Here is a 17,991-nt window from a genome sequence, read left to right as displayed (position 1 = left end):
AATAAATATAGTGTACTCAAATGACAACCTGGAGGATTTCATCATGGCCAAACCCTTTTTTCCGCGGCTGCAGGGAAACAGCCGGGGCTGCTTGACCTTTGAGCCTTTTTTCCTGATTCCCTTTAGTATGTTCTCTACCTATGCCACCTTGTACATGTACGAGCTGGGACTGACGGAGCTGAACATCGGATGGATCACAACCATCGGACTGATTGTACAGGTGTTCTCTTCTTTGCTCAGCGGATATTTAACGGACCGTCTGGGACGCAAGCGGGCTATTTTATATTTCGACCTGCTTAGCTGGAGTCTGGCAACCTTGCTGTGGGCCTTTTCACAGAACCTGTGGTTTTTTGTGGCGGCTGCGGTGATCAACGGCTTCCAGCGTGTGCCGCATATCGCCTTTTACTGCCTGATTGTGGAAGATACCCGTCCCTCAGACCGGACCTATGTATTCACCCTGCTACAGATCATCGGGGTGATCGGAGGTCTGTTCGCTCCGCTGGGTGGTCTGCTTGTCCACCAGTATGGCATGGTCACGGGCATGAGGATCATGTACGTGCTGGCCTTCCTCTTCATGACTTTCCAGTTCGTGGGCCGTCATCTGACCACCCGGGAGACCGAAGCCGGCATTCGCAAAAGACAGGAGACCCGGGAGCTCGGCCTTAGGGAGAGTATGATCGAATACGGCGGTGCCTTCCGTGACCTTGGGGCTGAGCGCAATCTGCTGCTGATCTTCGGCGTCTATATTCTGTTCAACTTCCAGGCCACGCTGAAAAGCACCTACCTGTATCTCTATCTCGCAGATTATATTCATCTGGACAGCGGCATTCTCTCTCTGTTCCCGGCAGTGTCCTCTGTCATCATGCTGCTGACCCTGTGGCTGCTGATGCCCAGAATCCCGGATCAGAGCGCCAACCGCGCCATGATGGCAGGCTTCGGCTTATCTGCTCTCTCGAATGCCATGCTGGTCCTCTATCCTTCTGCAAGCTTCATCTGGATCGGGCTTAGCACCATTCTCGCAGCTGTGGGACTAATGATCAGCTCTCCTTATCTGGAGGCAGCCGTGCAGAACGCGATTGATGATGATAAACGGGCGAAGGTATTCTCTATGCTGTCCGTGCTGATCCTGGTGTTCACCGCACCTGCGGGCATTATCGGAGGCTGGGCATACAAGCTGGACCCGCGAATCCCCTTGTGGCTGGTTACGGCAGCCTTTGCTGCCTCGTATCTGCTGCTGCATCTGTACCGCAGACGAACCGTACACCAGCACGCTTCTCATTAACCTCTGCCATCCGTTCATAGCCAAATATCACAACAGGGATGTCCCGCAGCGACTCAAGGTGCTTCGGACATCCCTGTTCTTATTTGATTATGACGAGGATGAATCGGTCTTCACCTGTTCCTCCAGCTGTTCCTTCTCCAGTGCCCCCTTGAGGTCATCCTGGACGCGGCGGTTCCAGAGCGGAACACCGGAGCGGTAGGCCGCCCGGCCTGTCAGATGAGCGGAGAGCGGCGAAGTCATGAATACGAACACGATTCCGAGCAGCAGCTTCGCACTGACGAAATCGAGAAAAAAGGCAAAATAGAGAAACGCGCCGCTGAGGATACAGAGCACACCCAGCGTAGCGCTTTTGGCTGCGGCATGTGATCGCAAATAGACATCCGGCAAGCGGATCAGCCCCACAGAACTGACAGCGCTTAGCAGTGCACCAGTCAGAATAAGCAGGACAAAGAGTAATTCAACTGCCGTCTTGATCATTTCCATATTCAAACACCACTCCCCTTTCGATATATCTGGCCAGTGCCATCGTGCCGATAAAAGAGAGAATTCCGATGAGCAGAATATATTCGATATAAGCCTCAGTCTTAAACAGGATCGAGAGAACCGCTACCATCGCCAGCAGATTGATTCCAATGGTATCCAGCGCGGCCACCCGGTCAGGCAGTGAAGGTCCCTTGACCAGCCGCCAGGCGCAGATGGCAATAGAGATTACCATAATCGAAAGCGACAGCATGAGGATAAAGTGAATCATGAACGGGTCACCTCCAGAATCGCGCGTTCAAACGTATTGCGGATATTCGCGTCGAACTGCTCCACATCTGTTATATCCATCGCATGAATATATAGGGTGCGGTTGTCTTTGGATACCTCCAGCACCACAGAGCCCGGTGTAAGGCAGAGCATGGTGATCAACACCGCTACTTCCCAGTCCGACTTCAGCTCTGTATGGTACATCAGAATAGCCGGGCGGATGTTAAGATTCGGTCTTAGCACTGCCTTCACCACTACATAACTGGATACGATCAGCTCCCGCAGGAGCAAGGCCACCAGCTTCAGCACCGCCCATACTTTGCCCAGATACAGCCGCCCGCCGAAGAAGCGGCGCATGACAATGAGAACGGCCACCCCCAGCACATAGCCGATTATGAAGCCGGAGGCCGTCCAGTCATTATTCAGGAACATCCACAGGAAGGCTATCATGAGATTCAATAATATTTGAAAGGCCATCTTCATCGACTCCTTATGACAGCATTAATGTACGCTGCCGGATCAGCGAGGACTGCGCCGGCCTGTATTACATAGCCGTTCACCAGCTCAGCGCCGATACCCATTAGGATGACGAGCACAAACAGCACGGCAGCCGGTGCCATCATGGCTTTGTAGCGCAGAGGGCGGATTTCTTCTTCGTTCTTCTCGCCTCCCCAGAATACCTGCTGGAACACTTTGATCAGCGAATACAAGACCACGAAGCTCGAAGCCAGAGCAATGAGCGCAAGCACAGTGTGCTGCTCCCCGAAGCCGCTGCGGACCATCATGACCTTCCCGGCAAAACCGCTAAGCGGAGGGACTCCCACCAGGGCCAGCGTCAGGATGAAGAACATCCAGCCCGTCCATGGATACCGGCGGATTAGACCGCCCATCAGCTTAAGCTGCTCGGTTCCCGAGGCGGCGATAATGAGTCCTCCCAGGAAGAACAGCAGCGCCTTGGCAATCATATCGTGCATCAGATAGAACACTACCCCGCTCAGAGAATCCTGGGTTGCGACAGAAATGCCGAATGCGATGAATCCCACGCTGATCACAATATTATAATTGAAGATCCGGCTAAGATCATTGTATGCCAGCGCCCCGATGGCTCCAAGAATCATAGTGGCTCCTGCCATCCAGCCGATCAGCGTATGCGTCAGACCCATATCATGCACGAAGATCAGTGAGAACGTCCGGGTAATGGCATACAGTCCCACTTTGGTGAGCAAGGCTCCGAACAAGGCCCTTACTGCCTGCGGAGGGGCACTGTACGAATCCGGCAGCCAGAAGAACAGCAGCAGACCCGCTTTGAGCGAGAACACCAGCAACAGCAATACGGCAATAACACTCATCACACCGCCCTGCCCGGCCTCCGCTACACGCATGGCGAGATGTGCCATATTCAGTGTCCCGGTTGCTGCGTACAGATAGGCGATTGCGGCTACAAACAAGGTGGAGGAAATGACATTAACCAGTACATATTTGAGTGTCTCACGCAGTTGGACTCTCGTTCCACCGAGTACAATCATGGCGTAGGAGGCCACCAGCAAGACCTCGAAGCAGACAAACAGGTTGAATAGGTCTCCCGTGAGGAACGAGCCGAACACACCGGTCAGCAGGAAATGGAAGAACGTATAATAGTAGAACCGCTCCCGCTCTTCACCAATGCTTGCGAAGGAAAAGAACAGACAGGCCGCCCCCACCACCGCAGTCGTCAATACGAGCAGCGCTGCGAACATATCGGCTACGAAGACGATGCCGTAAGGCGGTAGCCATCCTCCCATATACAGCGTCTGAATCCCGTCCGTACGGACCTGGTACACAATGATAAGCGCTACTGCGATGTTCACCAGCACACTGATGGCACTGAGTATACGCTGCAGCTTCACTTTCTCTTTCAGAAAAATCAGGATGACCGCCGTAAAGGCCGGAATTAGCAAAGGCAGTACCAGCAGGTTGTTCATGGTCTCTCCCCCTTGCTTCCTTCCACATCATCCGTACCCGCCGAGCGGTAGGCCCGGTAGGCCAGGACGATGAAGAACGCGGATACCCCAAAGCTGATTACAATCGAAGTAAGGATAAGCGCCTGCGGCAGCGGATCGGTATAGCTGTCCGCGTTCTCCCCAAGCAGAGGGGAAGCGCCTGTCTTCAGTCCCGCCATGGTCAGCAGCAGCAGATGAACGGCGTGAGCCAGCAGCGTGGTTCCCAGCAGGATGCGGAGCAGGCTTTTGGACAGGACCAGATATGCACCTACGGTGAACAAGACACCGATCGCCAGGGCAATAAGGATCTCCATCAGTTATCCCTCCCGACCGTAAAGATGATATTCATAGTGACACCGATGACCGAGAGGTATACGCCCAGATCGAACAGCATCGCCGTAGTTAGCTCTGTCTTGCCCATGACCGGCAATTCGAAATAGCCGAAGGCTTGGGTCAGGAACGGAACATCGAATACAAAGGAACCCATGCCTGTGAGAAAAGCAATAGAGATTCCGACGGCTATTAACTTACGATAATCGACAGGCAGCACCTTCTCAACGAATTCCATACCAAAGGCAATGGCAATCAGCACGAGTGCCGCCGCCGCCATCAGCGCTCCGATGAAGCCGCCTCCCGGCTGATTATGACCCGCGAAGAACAGATACAGGGAGAAAGTGATGATGATCACGAAGGCTACTTTTGCCACCGATTGTAACAATACATCATTGCTGCGGGTATAGCGGCGCTTGCTCTCCTCTGGTCTTTTTCTGGGCAGAACAGGTGTATTATCCTGCTCCAGCTGTAGCTTGATCATCGAGTAGATGGCCAGCGACGCCAATCCCAGCACCGTAATTTCGAACATGGTATCGAAGCCGCGGAAGTCCACCAGCAGGACATTGACGATGTTCTTGCCGCCGCCAAGCTTATAACTATTCTCCACATAGTAGGTTGAGATCGACTCGAACGGACTGCTGCCGAGCGCAGCCAGGGCAACCAGTGTCATCGTTGCGCCGAATCCTACGGCAATGATCAGCTTGGGTACCTTCAGCCGGAACCGGACCTTCTCCCGCTCAAGCTTCGGCAAATGCCGGAAGCAGAGCAGGAACAGCGTGACCGATACCACTTCAACGATCATCTGTGTCAGTGCCAGATCGGGTGCGCGGAACAGGATGAAGAGCAAGGTCACCATATACCCGACCATTCCCGTCAGCAGAATCGCCGAGACTCTGGACTTTGCGAACGGAATGGCGAGCGCGCCTGTCAGCAGGACCAGTACAGCAACAACTTCAAAGAAGGTGACCGGAGCGTAGCTCCCCTGGCCGAACGTAATGCCTTCCGAATACAGCATGGAGCCGCCAACCGTTACAATAATCAAGGTGAAAATGTACATCAGATATTGACGCATGGAACCTGTCATATATAGCCCTGTGATTGCACGTGAGGCCTGCTCAACAAGACGGATACTCGCGTCATATGCCTGTGTCAGCGTATATCCGCTGCGCCATTCCTTCTCAACAAGGCTGAACCTGCCATATACACGGTATACAATAATCCCCAGAATGATCACGCCCAGAGTCATCCAGACCTCGGTTGTGAATCCATGCCAGAAATGAATATTCACCTCAAAAGGTGCGATTGCTGCAAGCTGCGGATGAATGGCATTCATCCCCGGCACGATCAGTGTCTTCGACAGCATGTTCGGCAACAATCCGGTGACAACAGCCAGCAGCGCCAGGAGAACTGGTGGAAGCAGAAGGCCGAATGGCGCTTCATGCGGTTTTTTGTCCAGCTTTTCCGGCTGATATTTGCCAAAAAAGGTATGGAAGACCATAATCATGCTGTATGCAAAGGTAAATATGCTTGCAATCCACGCCAGAACCGGGAAGATGGTGAAAAAAGACCCGGGGCTAAAGATATCCAGCTGTCTGATATTCAGCACAGCCGTGAAGAACATTTCCTTGCTCAGGAATCCGGCAAACGGGGGAAGCCCCGCCATCGAGAAGCTGCCAATCAGCGCCAGCGTAAAGGTTACCGGCATCAGAGACACCAGCCCCCCAAGCTTGCGCAGATCACGTGTATTCGTCTCATGGTCGACAATTCCGACCACCATGAAGAGCGAACCTTTGAATATGGCATGATTAATTAAATGAAATAGTGCTGCCGTTGTTGCGGCGGTATAGAATACAGCCTCTTCCCCTGTATAGAAGGACGCGGCCGATCCCATTCCCAGTAGTCCCATAATCAGTCCGAGCTGACTGATTGTAGAATAGGCTAACAGAGCCTTCAGGTCCGTCTGCTTCATCGCCTGGATCGATCCATAGATCAAGGTGATCAGGCCGACACCCGACACAATCCAAAACCACTCATGTTGCCCCGCGAACACCGGGCTGAAACGTGCTACCAAATATAAACCGGCTTTGACCATAGTTGCCGAGTGCAGATACGCACTGACCGGAGTCGGTGCTTCCATCGCATCAGGCAGCCAGATGTGGAAGGGGAACTGGGCCGATTTGGTGAAGGCACCCAGCAGAATTAACAGCATTGCAGGAATGAACAGCGTCTGTCCGCTGATGTCGCCGGCCTGGCTCCAGATCTCGCGGATACTGAACGTACCGGTCATCACATACAGCATTAAGAAGCCTGCGAACATTGCCAGACCTCCGAAGACGGTAATCAGCATTGACTTTTGTGCGCCATAGCGTGATTTCTGTCTCCGGTGCCAGTAGGCAATCAGAAGGAACGACGAGACACTCGTGAGCTCCCAGAATCCGTATAACACCATCAGATTATCGGACAGCACGACTCCAAGCATCGCCCCCATGAATAGCAGAAGATATACATAGAACGGCGTCAGCTCTTCCTTGCGTTTATCCAGATAAAAGATGGAATAGATAAAGACCAGGGTGCCCATTCCCGTAATTAATAAGGCAAACAGCAAACTTAATCCATCCAGGTGGAAGACCAGATCAATACCAAGGGAAGGAATCCAAGACAAGGTCTCATATCCGAGATCCCCTCCCTTGATGACTGGAATCCGGGTCAAGAAATATATGAATAACGCCAGCGGTGCGGCTAATACAAGCCATCCTCTATGGAGCTTTCGCATCCTCCCGCGCAGAAGCGCTATCATCAGGGCCAGGAGAAACGGAACAAGAACGGTTATATGCAGCAAAGGCAAGCCTCCTTTTCCATTTTACAATTTGGGTTGTGAACGCTGGTACTTACTTCCTGAAGACAAGAGCCGATTATAATGGCTCGGTCAACGTCCCTTCACAGATATGCAAATATCTTGCTTTACCATCTTGCTCAATTCTGAACAAGCCATTCTCAAATTCTGTGTGCAATTCATGAAAAAATTTGCCTTTGATGTAATCGTTGCCTTCCGGCTCATCGCTGAGCTGGTATACGCCCTCATTCTTCACCAGATAAGAGATTACCCCTTCTTCATGGGTCTCTTCGAGGCCGGCGCGCATACGCTGAACTGCAACGACATGCAGATCCATCATCTTCATCTTGCTGATCAGCTCATTGACGAAGTTGCGTTTGGTCAGCTCCTGCCACAAGGTCTGGGCGGATTGGCCAATAATGATCTGAGTGACCTCTTTCTCTTCTGCTGCTTCAACGATCACATCCGTTGTCTTGCGGCCCCGGCGTTTGCGGACCAGAAATTCCGCTCCGGCTTCCTCCGCCAGACGCTTCCAGACAGCCATATACATTTCTTTGCTATGATTATATTCATCGCTGTCTGAACTATCCACATTAAGCACATAGAGCGGTGCCCCAAGCATCTCAGACAGCTCGACACCACGCCGGATTAGACGCTCCCCATGCGGCCCATAATGAACACATACCAAAATCTTTTCCTTGTGAATGACTTTCGCCCTCCTGTTAACATGGGTGAAAATACAAAAGGAGCCTAATGGCGTTAGGCCCCTCTTTGTTGTTTCAAACCCTGAAATATACTTAAATTATACCTATTCCGATGCTGTTTGTAAAGTTTACGGACAACACATAGAATCCCTTGGCTGCCGCGGGCCTTACTCTACTTCATTTATAGCGCCCTCACTTCTCGCTGAACGCCAGGCCTCCAGAATAGAAGCTGGTGCTTTGCGGCTAAGCGGGCCGCTGCCTTCCTTCGTCCACAGCGGCGGGTAATAGCCCATGACCTGGCCCGGCTCAAGCTGCTGGACAGCCTCTTCCCAGCCCTCCCAGCGGAACGTTTCATAGAACAGATCCAGGTCCCCCTCCGCCAGCCAGCCGATGAAGCCCGAATAGGTCAGTTCGGTGGTCTCCCATTGCAGCACATCCGGGGCATAATAATAGATATGACCGGTCTGCCCGAACCGCCCCGTATCCAGGCCGAAGAATCCGCCTGCCGCATCATAGGCCACGATCAACATCCCCGGCATGGGAGAAATATCATCCGCTGTAGACAGGCCATTCCAAGAGGCCAGGCTTCCGAAGATCCCTTCGGCTCCCGCACCAAGCAGCGTAATCCAGCCATGCTCGAACACAATTCCTCCTGTCTCATAGGCTATCGCTCCCAGATAGGATTTCGTGCTGACCTGCAGCCGGACCAGTGTCTGCGCTGCTGCCTCCGGCTCTGCCGCCTCCAGCCGGTAGGTGCGTGATCCCTGACTCAGCAGCTCCCTGATCTCTTCCCAGGCGTGGTTCTCCACATCTACCAATTCTGCTACAGATAATAAATGCATATGTTAACGCCTCTCTCTCAATGCTTTATGCTATTGCCGCTATTTATATATACCCTATTCAAGGGGAACTGCAATCCTGAATTGACCAGAGGTTTATTAACATTCTGCCGCATATAGCTTGCATAATATGTAAGGTTCATAGAATTTCTTAATGACTATGCCAAAAATAATTGATTGGCAAATTGATGTCAGGTTTTATAGAATTCTTTTAAATTCGAATTAAATACGGGATAGCCCGAATTACAATCAGACAGGGAGTGCTTGCCAAAGTGTCCATCGTTCCTACACTATCGTCAGAAGTATCAAATGAGGCTGTGCAGTACGTGCAGCGGATCTATGCAGAGGTCCAGAAGCGCGACCCGCATGAGCCAGAATTTCACCAGGCTGTCCAGGAATTCCTGGAGAGCATCACCCCCGTTCTGACCCACCACCCGCAGTATATGAAGCACGGGATTCTCGAGCGGCTGGTTGAACCTGAGCGCAGCATCTCCTTCCGTGTTCCTTGGGTGGACGATGCCGGTAATACCCAGGTGAACCGCGGTTTCCGCATTCAATTCAACAGTGCCATCGGTCCCTACAAAGGCGGCCTGCGCTTCCATCCTTCCGTCTACCTCGGGATTATCAAGTTCCTGGGCTTCGAGCAGATTTTCAAAAACTCGCTGACTGGCCTGCCCATGGGCGGCGGCAAGGGCGGCAGCGACTTCGATCCCAAGGATAAATCGGATCAAGAAGTTATGCGCTTCACCCAGAGCTTCATGACGGAATTGTACCGCCACATTGGGCAGGATACAGATGTTCCCGCAGGAGATATCGGTGTAGGCGCGCGCGAGATCGGCTATATGTTCGGCCAGTACAAACGGATTCACGGAGGGCATGCTGCCGGAGTTCTAACCGGAAAAGGGCTGCTCTACGGCGGCAGTCTGGCGCGCAAGGAAGCTACCGGCTATGGCTGTGTATACTTCGTGCAAGAGATGCTGTCAGCACGCGGAGCAAGCTTCAAGGACCGCAAGGTGGTCATCTCCGGTTCCGGGAATGTCTCCATCTATGCTATCGAGAAGGCTCAGCAGCTTGGGGCCCACGTGATTGCCTGCAGTGATTCGAACGGTTACATCCATGATCCTCAGGGCATCAATCTGGCTACCGTCAAAAGATTGAAGGAAACCGAACGCCTGCGTATCAGCGAATATGTGAAGGAGCACCCGCATGCCGAGTATGTTGAGGGTTGTAGCGGAATCTGGTCTCTGCCTTGCGATATCGCCCTGCCGTGTGCCACACAGAACGAGCTGGATTTGGAATCCGCCCGCACGCTGATTCTGAACGGAGTTCAGGCCATTGGCGAAGGTGCCAATATGCCGACCACCCTCCAAGCGGTGGAGCTGTTCCTGGAGAACCAGGTGCTGTTTGCTCCAGCCAAAGCTGCCAATGCCGGCGGCGTAGCGGTCTCCGGCCTTGAGATGAGCCAGAATAGCATGCGTCTGTCCTGGACCTTCGAAGAGGTGGACGAGAAGCTGCAAGGCATTATGAAAAATATCTACAGCAGAACCGTTCAGGCAGCTGAAGATTACGGCGTCGCCGGTAACCTGGTTGCCGGCGCCAACATCGCCGGGTTCCTGAAAGTCGCCGATACCATGCTGGCGCAGGGTATCGTGTAACTGTTGTAGACTTAACAAGTGGAAACGGCTTTGCCGTCCTTTTAAAGGACGGTACCGTTTCAGCGAGAAATAGAAGGATAATTTATAGCGTAAAACTTATAAATTCTTATATTTTGATACAAAAAGAGGTGTCCCTAAGCCATTTGGCTGGGGACACCTCTTTTTTAGGTTTAGGAAATGGATGGTTGGTGATCCTGTGCTCGCTAGTAGTTATGCTGGGCGCACCTGGCTGGTCTTATGCGTACGAATGGCAGATACAGGGGCCAACGACGGGTGAAGGAGCACTAATGCTTCTCATTCGCTCATTTAGCCTGAGTCCGGTGAATTCAGGTGCACTTGTGCACCTCATTACTCTCCTTCAGTCACACTTGACCTCACCAAAGGGATTTATCCCTCTCATTGTTGCCTACAGCAACTCGCGCCGCAGCTCCTCAGCAGATCTTGGGGACAGGTGGCCGAGCGGAATGTCGAATACCGTCTTGGCTCCTGTCTGGCCCTCCTGCTTCAGGCGCACAGCAGCGCGGGCATAGGCGGCCAGGACGCTGGCGGTGAATTCCGGGTTGCTGTCCAGCTTCAGCCCGAATTCGGCAATCTGCTTGCTTCCGCCTCCAGTCACTCCGCTGCGGATGACGAAGCCGCCGTGCGGCATCCCTGAATGCTCAGCGGCAAGCTCCTCGTCCGTGATGAATTGCACCGTTGTATCATAATCGGCAAAATAGTTCGGCATCTCCACAATCGTCCGGGTAATGGCATCGCGGTCAGCTCCTGCTTCAGCCACTACGTAACATTCCCGGCGGTGCTTCTCACGGGTGGACAGCTCCGGGGTCTCGCCTCCGCGAATGCTGTCAATGACCTCCTGGACCGGCACGGTATATTGTACGCCTGCCTTGACGCCGGGAACCCGGCGGATCGCATCCGAATGCCCTTGGCTGACTCCCGTACCCCAGAATGTATAATCCTCGCCTACCGGCAGGATCGACTGCATCAGCAGCCGGTTCATGGAGAACATGCCCGGGTCCCAGCCGGTGGAAATCACACTTACGCTGCCGCCTTCGCGGGCGGACTTGTCCACCGCTGCGAAGAAATCGGGGATTTTGGCATGAGTGTCAAAGCTGTCCACCGTATTGAACAACCGGGCCAGCTGCGGAGTCTGCTCCGGCAGATCTGTCGCGGAACCGCCGCACAGAATCATTACATCAATCTTGCCTATGTACTGCTCGGCGGCTGATATGTGTTCGGTAAGCGTTCCTGTGATGTCTGCCAGCTGCTGCGGATCTCTGCGGGTAAATATGGCTACCAGCTCCATATCGGAGTTCTGCGCAATGGCCTGTTGTACCCCTTTGCCCAAATTTCCGTATCCGACGATCCCTACTCTAATAGTTGAAGTCATGTCTGTAATATCCTCCCTTGCCGGTTAACCCGGAGATATGAATCCTTCAAATGTTAAGTATATATACATTACACGAAATGTAAATAATTAAAGTGTTATCAATCACAGTTATTTATGGAAAGCAGCAGCAGACGCTTCACAAAGCGCACAAGGTGAAGACCGTCTGGTTGAAGCCCGGCAACCCGGCAGATGAGCATGCGCACCGGGCCTTAACAGAATGCTGATCCAAGTAGACGGAGGGCAGCCCGGTGGCAAGAAACACAACACATGACACAGGAAATCCTAAGCCAAGCTGAATAAGACGGTTTTGGTGCCGATTAACGTTGAACCGCTGTTCACAAAATAATAGTTGGACGATGTATCCAGTGTGAGCGGACCGGTCCAAGTAATGGTGGCGAACTGGCTGCTGAAAATCCCGGTTGGCGGCACATCTGTCAAGGCAAGTGTTACAGTGACTGCACCATTAATATTTGTATTCGTGATATGGGAATATCCGCGGACATTGATGATCCCGTCCGACTGGCTGTCAACCATACGCTGAATATTAAGTCCCGTATGAACCATTGTATTGATGCGGCTATGATATAAATAGGTATTTAAATTCCCCATGTGTCCCGCCTGGATGATACCTCCGACTACCCGGGCATTCAGAAGCTGAAATTCTATAGTTGTAAAGGGATCCCCCACAGCCACATTCTGGAAAGTAATGTCGCCGCTGATAATGGCTCCATCCGTATAGTTCGTATGGGTGCTTACGGAGGTGCCGTTATCAAACGTGCCTATCACAGTAACCGGGCGCGCAACAAAGGCAGGTCCTTGATCACTGTATACGTCTTCGGCAGCCGGGTCGGTCTGTATCGTTACATTGCGCGGAGTTGATGATCCGAAATTCGCCAGATCCGAATTGCCAAGTACCCACGGACCCAGACCAAGCAATTGAATGTGCCGGGCAGGCGGGATGACGACATCTTCATCAAAAATTGAATTAGCCGCAATGAGCACAATACAGCGTGCTCTCATACCGATAGCCACTGCTAAAGGACTGTTGGCTGCGGCATCAATGGCCGCCTGCAGTGAGTTAAACGGATCAAACGGAGATCCGCTGCCCGGCCCTGGAGCTGCCGAATCCGCCCAAAAGATCGTTTCACCCCATTCAAAAACCACTGATCCTGCGGGATCCAGTACTTCAGAGGATACCAGGCGGTGAGCTGTAACCAGCTGCCCTGCCGAATTTTTGCCCCATGCCGAGATTTGAATCACTTCTGAAGCGGCATCGTCGATCGTGAAAACAAACTCAAATGCATTCAGATCGGCGAAGTAGTTCTTCGTGATCACTTCATTCGGAGCGATAGAGAATTCCTCTTGCGCATACAGCGTCCGGGTTCCGTTCAAGACATAGCCTTCTACCAGAATCACCGAAGAGATTAGCGGGTCCCGGTTATCGAATTTGATCGTTACCAGTTGAGAGGGTCTGACCCCGCCGGCAGGACTATTCTCAATGGGACCTGTCGATAAAATCGCCATACTTATTCCTCCTCACAATTGCTAGATTTAATCTACCCCTTCAGATTAATGTATGCACTGTGTTTAACAACAAACCTGTACAATCTAGCAATAATTAACTCCTGCTGTCGGCCAATAGACAAATAGAAACGCCTGTACCGTCCTTGTACTAGTATTGTGCCGTTACAGCAAGAAGTAGAAAGATAGTGTTCGTGTGAAATTCTCATTTGTAGGCCGCATTATAGCCCACGCCATAGACTAACGCCCTGCATACAATACCTAGTCAAAGTCAGACCTATGCCTATGTATTTCTATTATTAGCTCAAAAGGAGCTGGAAACCAGTGAATTCAAGAACAAAGCTTACCGGACGGGTAATCTTTAAAGGTGACCCGGGTTATGAGGCAGCACGCAAAAATTGGGACCCGCATACCGACAGATTCCCCAAAGTATTCGTGTTCGCCCAGAAGACGCAAGATGTGTCGAACGCCATTAAATGGGCCAACGAGCACCGGATTCCCATCCGGCCCAGAGGCGGCAGACATGCACTGGAGGTCAATCTGTCCCAGGTGAACGGCGGCATCGTCATTGATGTCAGTGAGATGAACAGCATTAAGCTAAGCCGCAAAACCGGTACAGCCGTCGTCGGAGCCGGAAATACAGTCGGGAGAATCGCCCATACGCTTGCCCGGAAGGGGTATATGGCGCCTTTCGGGGACAGTCCTACCGTTGGAATCGGCGGCATTACACTGGGCGGCGGCATCGGCCCGCTTCAGCGTACCTTGGGACTGGTCAGCGATAATCTCGTGGAGCTCGAAATGGTTGATGCCAAGGGCAGAATTATTATTGCGAATAAGAAAAGTAATGCCGATCTGCTCTGGGCTTCCCGCGGGGGCGGCGGAGGGAACTTCGGAGTATGCACCCGTTACAAATTCAAAGTACGCCCGGCTCCTGCCACAGCAACGGTATTCCGCATCACCTGGCCCTGGGGCCAGTTCGAGAAGGTCCTTAAGACCTGGCAGCGCTGGGCTCCCTCCGTGAATACCAGACTGGGCAGCGAATTATCCATCGGTCCCAAAAAGGGTGGAAATGTCAGCATGCTGGGACTGTTCCTCGGATCTAAGGCTGAGGCTGTCCGCCTCTTGAAGCCCATTACAAGTGTAGGAACGCCTACGATCCAAACGATCCGTTCCCTGCCTTATCCGCAAGTGGTCAGCTTCTTGTTAGCTCCCGATCCGGTACAGACTCAGCGCTTCAGCAACCAGTTCTCCAGTGCCTTCGGCAGGAAACCGTTCCCGGATCAGGCATTTAAGCCGATGCGTGAGTTCCTGGAGAAGGTGGAGGGGAAGGACGCCGGGTTCTTTTTCCTCAATTGGGGTGGGGCGGTAAGCCGTAAATCTCCTAAATCTACAGCCTTCTACTGGCGTAAAGCCAAATTCTACGTGGAGTGGAACAGCTCCTGGGTCAAGAAATCAGAGGCCGCCAAAAATATATTCTACGTCCGCAACACCCGCCGCAAGCTGCAGCCGTTCATCGTAGGAAGCTACATCAACGTGCCTGACCAGGGTATCAAGCCTTCCGGGCCGGTCTATTATGGAACGAACTATGCCAGATTACGCAGAGTCAAGGCAAAATATGATCCCGGGAATGTGTTCAACAATCCGCAGAGTATCCCGCCAGCCCGTACTACAAGCTGAATGACGGGCCGGTAAAGATGAAACCTGTATGAATTGAGCATAAAAACATAAAGCAGCGGTTCTCCATCCCAAGACGGGAGAACCGCTGCCATATTGTACATATAAGGTGTAACTAAGCTGTCAGGCTTATTGGCCTGAATTCGCCAGGAATTCATCAATCTGACGCTGCACCTCTGCGATGATGGTGTCGATACCGGCTGCCTTAACCTGCTGCTGGAGCTTGGCCAGACCCGCATCTACGTCCTTCACAGTGCCGTATTCCAGCGGAATGCCGTATTGCAGCATCACATTGCCGACATTGGCCACTTCGGTCTTCACCTTGCTGTTATCGAAGACGAAGGTCTCCAGCGGATAGTGATAGACCTCCTTCTCCCATTTGTCAGTCAGGGCGTTCGCTTCATCCGGGAAGGAGGCGTTATCCCGGTTCAGCGGCGAGTTGAAGCCCCAGTTCGAGAAGCCGGTATAGTTCGCATTCTTCTCGGCGTTCGTGAATTTATCTTCGCCGACCGGATTATAATGCACCGCCGTGATGCCGTTCATCATCAGATCATGCAGCTCCTTGTCGTTCTGGAGCAGATCGATCATCATCAGTGCACGTTCCGGCTGCTTGGAGGTGGAGTGAATCGCTACGCCGTTCTGCGTAGAGACGGCAACGGATTTTTTCTTATCCGGGTTAATATCGGCCAGAGCCAGCTCATACGGGGAGTTCTTCTCCCGCATATCGGTCATCAAGGCGCCAAGCGTACCCAGATTGTGGGTGATGGAGGCTGCCTTGCCTGCCTTGAATTCCTGCTGATGATCCAGCTTGCTGTTCAGTGCGCTCTTCGACCAGGCGTTATTCTCAGCCAGATCTTTATAATAGTAGACAAGCTCCTTGAATTCAGGAGTCTCATATAAGTTAAATACTTTGCCGGCCGGATCATCCAGCTTGAAGCCCATCGGCAGATCGAGGTCGAACAGATTCCATTCGTTCTGCTGCTTGAGCAGGATGCGGTCCAGATTATGCAGCTTCCAGTCTCCGGTCTCCGGTACGAATGGGGTAACCCCCTTCTCTTTACCGGATATAGTCTTGAGATAGTTGGCGTATGCCTCCGGACTGTTGATCTCCGGCAGGTTATATTTTTTGCGCAGGTCTTCGCGGTACAGAATCAGCTTCTCCACGGTTTCGCCGCGGTTCTGAGGCACCATATACAGCTTGCCGTTCACCTTCGCCTGACCCCAGGCCACCTCAGGCATCGCCTTCCAGGTCATAGGTGCATATTTCTCCAGCATTTCGTTCGTCAGCTCCAGGAACCCGCCTTTGAGTGACTGGTCGTTATAGCCTGCCCAATTGGCTGCATAGATCAGATCGAAGTCCTCGTTAGCCGCCAGCTTAAGCGGATATTTCTGCGCCCAGTCGGACCAGTCCAGGAACTCGGCTTCCAGTGTAGCGTTGATTTTCTCCTTGAGCTTCTTATTGATCTCTCCGAATACCTGATCATAATCAACCGGCTTCGGACCTACGAAAATCATCTTCAGGGTAACAGGCTGGGATGTATCCACTGCACCGGCATCCTTGGCTGGTTGGGCATTCGTTCCTGCAGCTTCCGTTGCTGCGGCCGAGGCCTTCGGCTCCGCCGCGTTTCCACCGGCATTCCCGTTACCGCCTCCGCACGCGCTGAGCAGAGAGATCATCAGAATACTGGACATCAGTGTCATTGCTTTTTTCTTATTCACTAGAATTCCCCCCAGCTATATGTGTGTAATCGCTTACAAGAACAGTATAATAAAAATTCCGCGCCCCGCTAATATAGGCATTCAACGATAATGCATACTTTTGCAACGACTTTTAGGCGTAGACTTACAATCTAGTTTGAAGCTTGGTCGTCACTGCGGTGAACATTTGGACTTACGGCCGCTGCCCGTCAACAGATTTCTTGATCCAATCCGCTGTTCACGGTTGAAATCCGTTGACAAAGGCGAACGCTACCGCTCCTCCAGTTCCAAATTTCCCCTCCGTTCCTTTTTGCTTCTTAATCCCTTTTAAGTGCTTTCTGCTGGTAATGCCCAGCACAAAAAAACGGCACCGTCTTACCAGCCGGGTGAGGCTGATTCAGACAGCGCCGCCTTAAGGCAACACAGATCATAGTTAACTGCTGCTTATTTCTCCAGGAATCCGGTAGACGGATTGGTGATGAAGAAGCCTTCCTGCGGCACATAGAAATACTGAATCCAGACGCCGTCGAGCAGCGGTTCGCGGGTATCCAGCAGAATCTCGATATCCTTATCTGTAGCAACCACTTCATCGTGCTCAGTAGGTGTATCCAGCGCCACATCATAGTGTCCGTGATCTCCGTGATTCTGGGTGATGACTACGCGGATTTTCTTGCCTTCCGCTTCCGGGCTGTTCAGCATATCTTTTAGAACTTTAGCTGCATTGCGGTTAATTTTTACTTTCATCCTCTGGCGACCTCTATTCTGCTTAGTATGAAATCCGAAATTCATTATAACATATTATAAGGAGCTATAGATAATTAAGTGGTTATTCCAGTGAGTAGACTCGTGTGCAACATATAAATTCTTCTATTTTTAAATAAGAAGCTGTCCTAACCAGCCATATTTCACGGCATGCGGGACAGCTTCTCGTATGTGTACTTCTATTTATGAAGCATTCTGGTTCGACAGAGCCGCTAACACTTCACTCGTGACGTCCTTGCCGCCCTTGAAGTTGGTGATGAACGCGCCGATGGAATAGATCGGCCCCCAGGGAATCCCCCACCAGCCCACCAGGGCCGTCAGCAGGGTGTACTTCAATCCTTTTTTGACGGAGCCCTCGCCCGCCTTGATGAAATAGATGCCCGAGCTTCGTCTGAACGTCATCAGGACAACAGAGAAGCAATACGTGTAGATCACGAACTTGCCCCCTTGCTGAATCTGGCTCATTATATTGCCGCCGTCCATGTTTTCGATCCCTTTTATGATCATAGGAAATCCCCTTTAATGGTTATTAATAATCATATACCGTAGGGACCACAGACTGAAACAGCAG

General features: G+C 52.1%; 16 protein-coding genes. 3 read left to right on the top strand and 13 right to left on the bottom strand.

Features of this window, described 5'->3' with window-relative positions; translation table 11 throughout:
- Positions 1-43 precede the first annotated feature (43 nt).
- The gene (locus NST43_RS12625; protein ID WP_209985866.1) at positions 44-1,282 is read left to right on the top strand and encodes an MFS transporter; all 1,239 of its coding nucleotides are present in this window, start codon (positions 44-46) and stop codon (positions 1,280-1,282) included.
- 87 nt (positions 1,283-1,369) lie between these two features.
- Here the strand turns inward: NST43_RS12625 and mnhG are convergent, their stop codons facing one another.
- The 8 genes from mnhG to NST43_RS12585 form a co-directional block, all read right to left on the bottom strand.
- A complete protein-coding gene (gene mnhG / locus NST43_RS12620; protein WP_209986412.1) occupies positions 1,370-1,765 on the bottom strand; it encodes a monovalent cation/H(+) antiporter subunit G in 396 nt (131 codons plus the stop codon).
- A complete protein-coding gene (locus NST43_RS12615) occupies positions 1,740-2,033 on the bottom strand; it encodes a Na(+)/H(+) antiporter subunit F1 (protein WP_173126715.1) in 294 nt (97 codons plus the stop codon). The genes mnhG and NST43_RS12615 overlap by 26 nt, the downstream gene beginning before the upstream one ends.
- Positions 2,030-2,509 (bottom strand): Na+/H+ antiporter subunit E, encoded by a 480-nt coding sequence (locus NST43_RS12610; protein WP_209985863.1) that lies wholly within the window; start codon positions 2,507-2,509, stop codon positions 2,030-2,032. Before NST43_RS12610 ends, NST43_RS12615 begins: the two co-directional genes overlap by 4 nt.
- A gap of 2 nt (positions 2,510-2,511) precedes the next feature.
- Complete coding sequence (locus NST43_RS12605; RefSeq protein WP_209985859.1) at positions 2,512-3,993, bottom strand: Na+/H+ antiporter subunit D; 1,482 nt, start codon at positions 3,991-3,993, stop codon at positions 2,512-2,514.
- The gene (locus NST43_RS12600; protein ID WP_339224744.1) at positions 3,990-4,325 is read right to left on the bottom strand and encodes a Na(+)/H(+) antiporter subunit C; all 336 of its coding nucleotides are present in this window, start codon (positions 4,323-4,325) and stop codon (positions 3,990-3,992) included. Before NST43_RS12600 ends, NST43_RS12605 begins: the two co-directional genes overlap by 4 nt.
- On the bottom strand, positions 4,325-7,189 hold the full coding sequence (locus NST43_RS12595; RefSeq protein ID WP_339224743.1) for a Na+/H+ antiporter subunit A: 2,865 nt from the start codon (positions 7,187-7,189) through the stop codon (positions 4,325-4,327). Before NST43_RS12595 ends, NST43_RS12600 begins: the two co-directional genes overlap by 1 nt.
- A 67-nt stretch (positions 7,190-7,256) precedes the next feature.
- Positions 7,257-7,865: a universal stress protein gene (locus NST43_RS12590; protein WP_339224742.1), complete on the bottom strand. Its 609-nt coding sequence runs from the start codon at positions 7,863-7,865 to the stop codon at positions 7,257-7,259.
- Positions 7,866-8,048: 183 nt separating this feature from the next.
- Entirely contained in the window at positions 8,049-8,723 is a 675-nt protein-coding gene (locus NST43_RS12585; protein ID WP_339224741.1) for a DUF2625 family protein, read from the bottom strand.
- A gap of 275 nt (positions 8,724-8,998) precedes the next feature.
- On the opposite strand from NST43_RS12585, the gene gdhA reads away from it, so the two are divergent.
- The gene (gene gdhA, locus NST43_RS12580) at positions 8,999-10,375 is read left to right on the top strand and encodes an NADP-specific glutamate dehydrogenase (RefSeq protein ID WP_339225405.1); all 1,377 of its coding nucleotides are present in this window, start codon (positions 8,999-9,001) and stop codon (positions 10,373-10,375) included.
- Positions 10,376-10,781: 406 nt separating this feature from the next.
- Here the strand turns inward: gdhA and NST43_RS12575 are convergent, their stop codons facing one another.
- Both NST43_RS12575 and NST43_RS12570 read right to left on the bottom strand, forming a co-directional pair.
- Positions 10,782-11,765: a diaminopimelate dehydrogenase gene (locus tag NST43_RS12575; RefSeq protein WP_209985847.1), complete on the bottom strand. Its 984-nt coding sequence runs from the start codon at positions 11,763-11,765 to the stop codon at positions 10,782-10,784.
- A 282-nt stretch (positions 11,766-12,047) separates the two neighbouring features.
- A complete protein-coding gene (locus tag NST43_RS12570; protein ID WP_339224740.1) occupies positions 12,048-13,289 on the bottom strand; it encodes a hypothetical protein in 1,242 nt (413 codons plus the stop codon).
- A 321-nt stretch (positions 13,290-13,610) separates the two neighbouring features.
- On the opposite strand from NST43_RS12570, the gene NST43_RS12565 reads away from it, so the two are divergent.
- The gene (locus NST43_RS12565; RefSeq protein WP_339224739.1) at positions 13,611-14,963 is read left to right on the top strand and encodes an FAD-binding oxidoreductase; all 1,353 of its coding nucleotides are present in this window, start codon (positions 13,611-13,613) and stop codon (positions 14,961-14,963) included.
- 126 nt (positions 14,964-15,089) lie between these two features.
- On the opposite strand, the gene NST43_RS12560 is transcribed toward NST43_RS12565, so the two are convergent.
- From NST43_RS12560 to NST43_RS12550, 3 genes are all read right to left on the bottom strand, one after another.
- A complete protein-coding gene (locus NST43_RS12560; RefSeq protein WP_339224738.1) occupies positions 15,090-16,679 on the bottom strand; it encodes an ABC transporter substrate-binding protein in 1,590 nt (529 codons plus the stop codon).
- Between the two features lie 423 nt (positions 16,680-17,102).
- Entirely contained in the window at positions 17,103-17,402 is a 300-nt protein-coding gene (locus NST43_RS12555) for a heme biosynthesis protein HemY (RefSeq protein WP_036729071.1), read from the bottom strand.
- 201 nt (positions 17,403-17,603) lie between these two features.
- Positions 17,604-17,927, bottom strand: coding sequence for a hypothetical protein (locus tag NST43_RS12550; protein WP_339224737.1), 324 nt, complete (start codon positions 17,925-17,927; stop codon positions 17,604-17,606).
- Positions 17,928-17,991 lie beyond the last annotated feature (64 nt).

This window comes from Paenibacillus sp. FSL H8-0332 (genome assembly GCF_037963835.1).
Taxonomy (GTDB): Bacteria; Bacillota; Bacilli; order Paenibacillales; family Paenibacillaceae; genus Paenibacillus_AQ; species Paenibacillus_AQ rhizoplanae.
Note: the sequence above shows the minus strand (reverse complement) of the source record. Positions and strands in the feature narration are given on the sequence as shown.

Coding starts and splice junctions, on each gene's coding strand:
- NST43_RS12625 (WP_209985866.1), top strand. CDS start 44: ATGGCCAAACCCTTTTTTCCGCGGCTGCAGGGAAACAGCCGGGGCTGC.
- mnhG (WP_209986412.1), bottom strand. CDS start 1,765: ATGGAAATGATCAAGACGGCAGTTGAATTACTCTTTGTCCTGCTTATT.
- NST43_RS12615 (WP_173126715.1), bottom strand. CDS start 2,033: ATGATTCACTTTATCCTCATGCTGTCGCTTTCGATTATGGTAATCTCT.
- NST43_RS12610 (WP_209985863.1), bottom strand. CDS start 2,509: ATGGCCTTTCAAATATTATTGAATCTCATGATAGCCTTCCTGTGGATG.
- NST43_RS12605 (WP_209985859.1), bottom strand. CDS start 3,993: ATGAACAACCTGCTGGTACTGCCTTTGCTAATTCCGGCCTTTACGGCG.
- NST43_RS12600 (WP_339224744.1), bottom strand. CDS start 4,325: ATGGAGATCCTTATTGCCCTGGCGATCGGTGTCTTGTTCACCGTAGGT.
- NST43_RS12585 (WP_339224741.1), bottom strand. CDS start 8,723: ATGCATTTATTATCTGTAGCAGAATTGGTAGATGTGGAGAACCACGCC.
- NST43_RS12575 (WP_209985847.1), bottom strand. CDS start 11,765: ATGACTTCAACTATTAGAGTAGGGATCGTCGGATACGGAAATTTGGGC.
- NST43_RS12570 (WP_339224740.1), bottom strand. CDS start 13,289: ATGGCGATTTTATCGACAGGTCCCATTGAGAATAGTCCTGCCGGCGGG.
- NST43_RS12555 (WP_036729071.1), bottom strand. CDS start 17,402: ATGAAAGTAAAAATTAACCGCAATGCAGCTAAAGTTCTAAAAGATATG.
- NST43_RS12550 (WP_339224737.1), bottom strand. CDS start 17,927: ATGATCATAAAAGGGATCGAAAACATGGACGGCGGCAATATAATGAGC.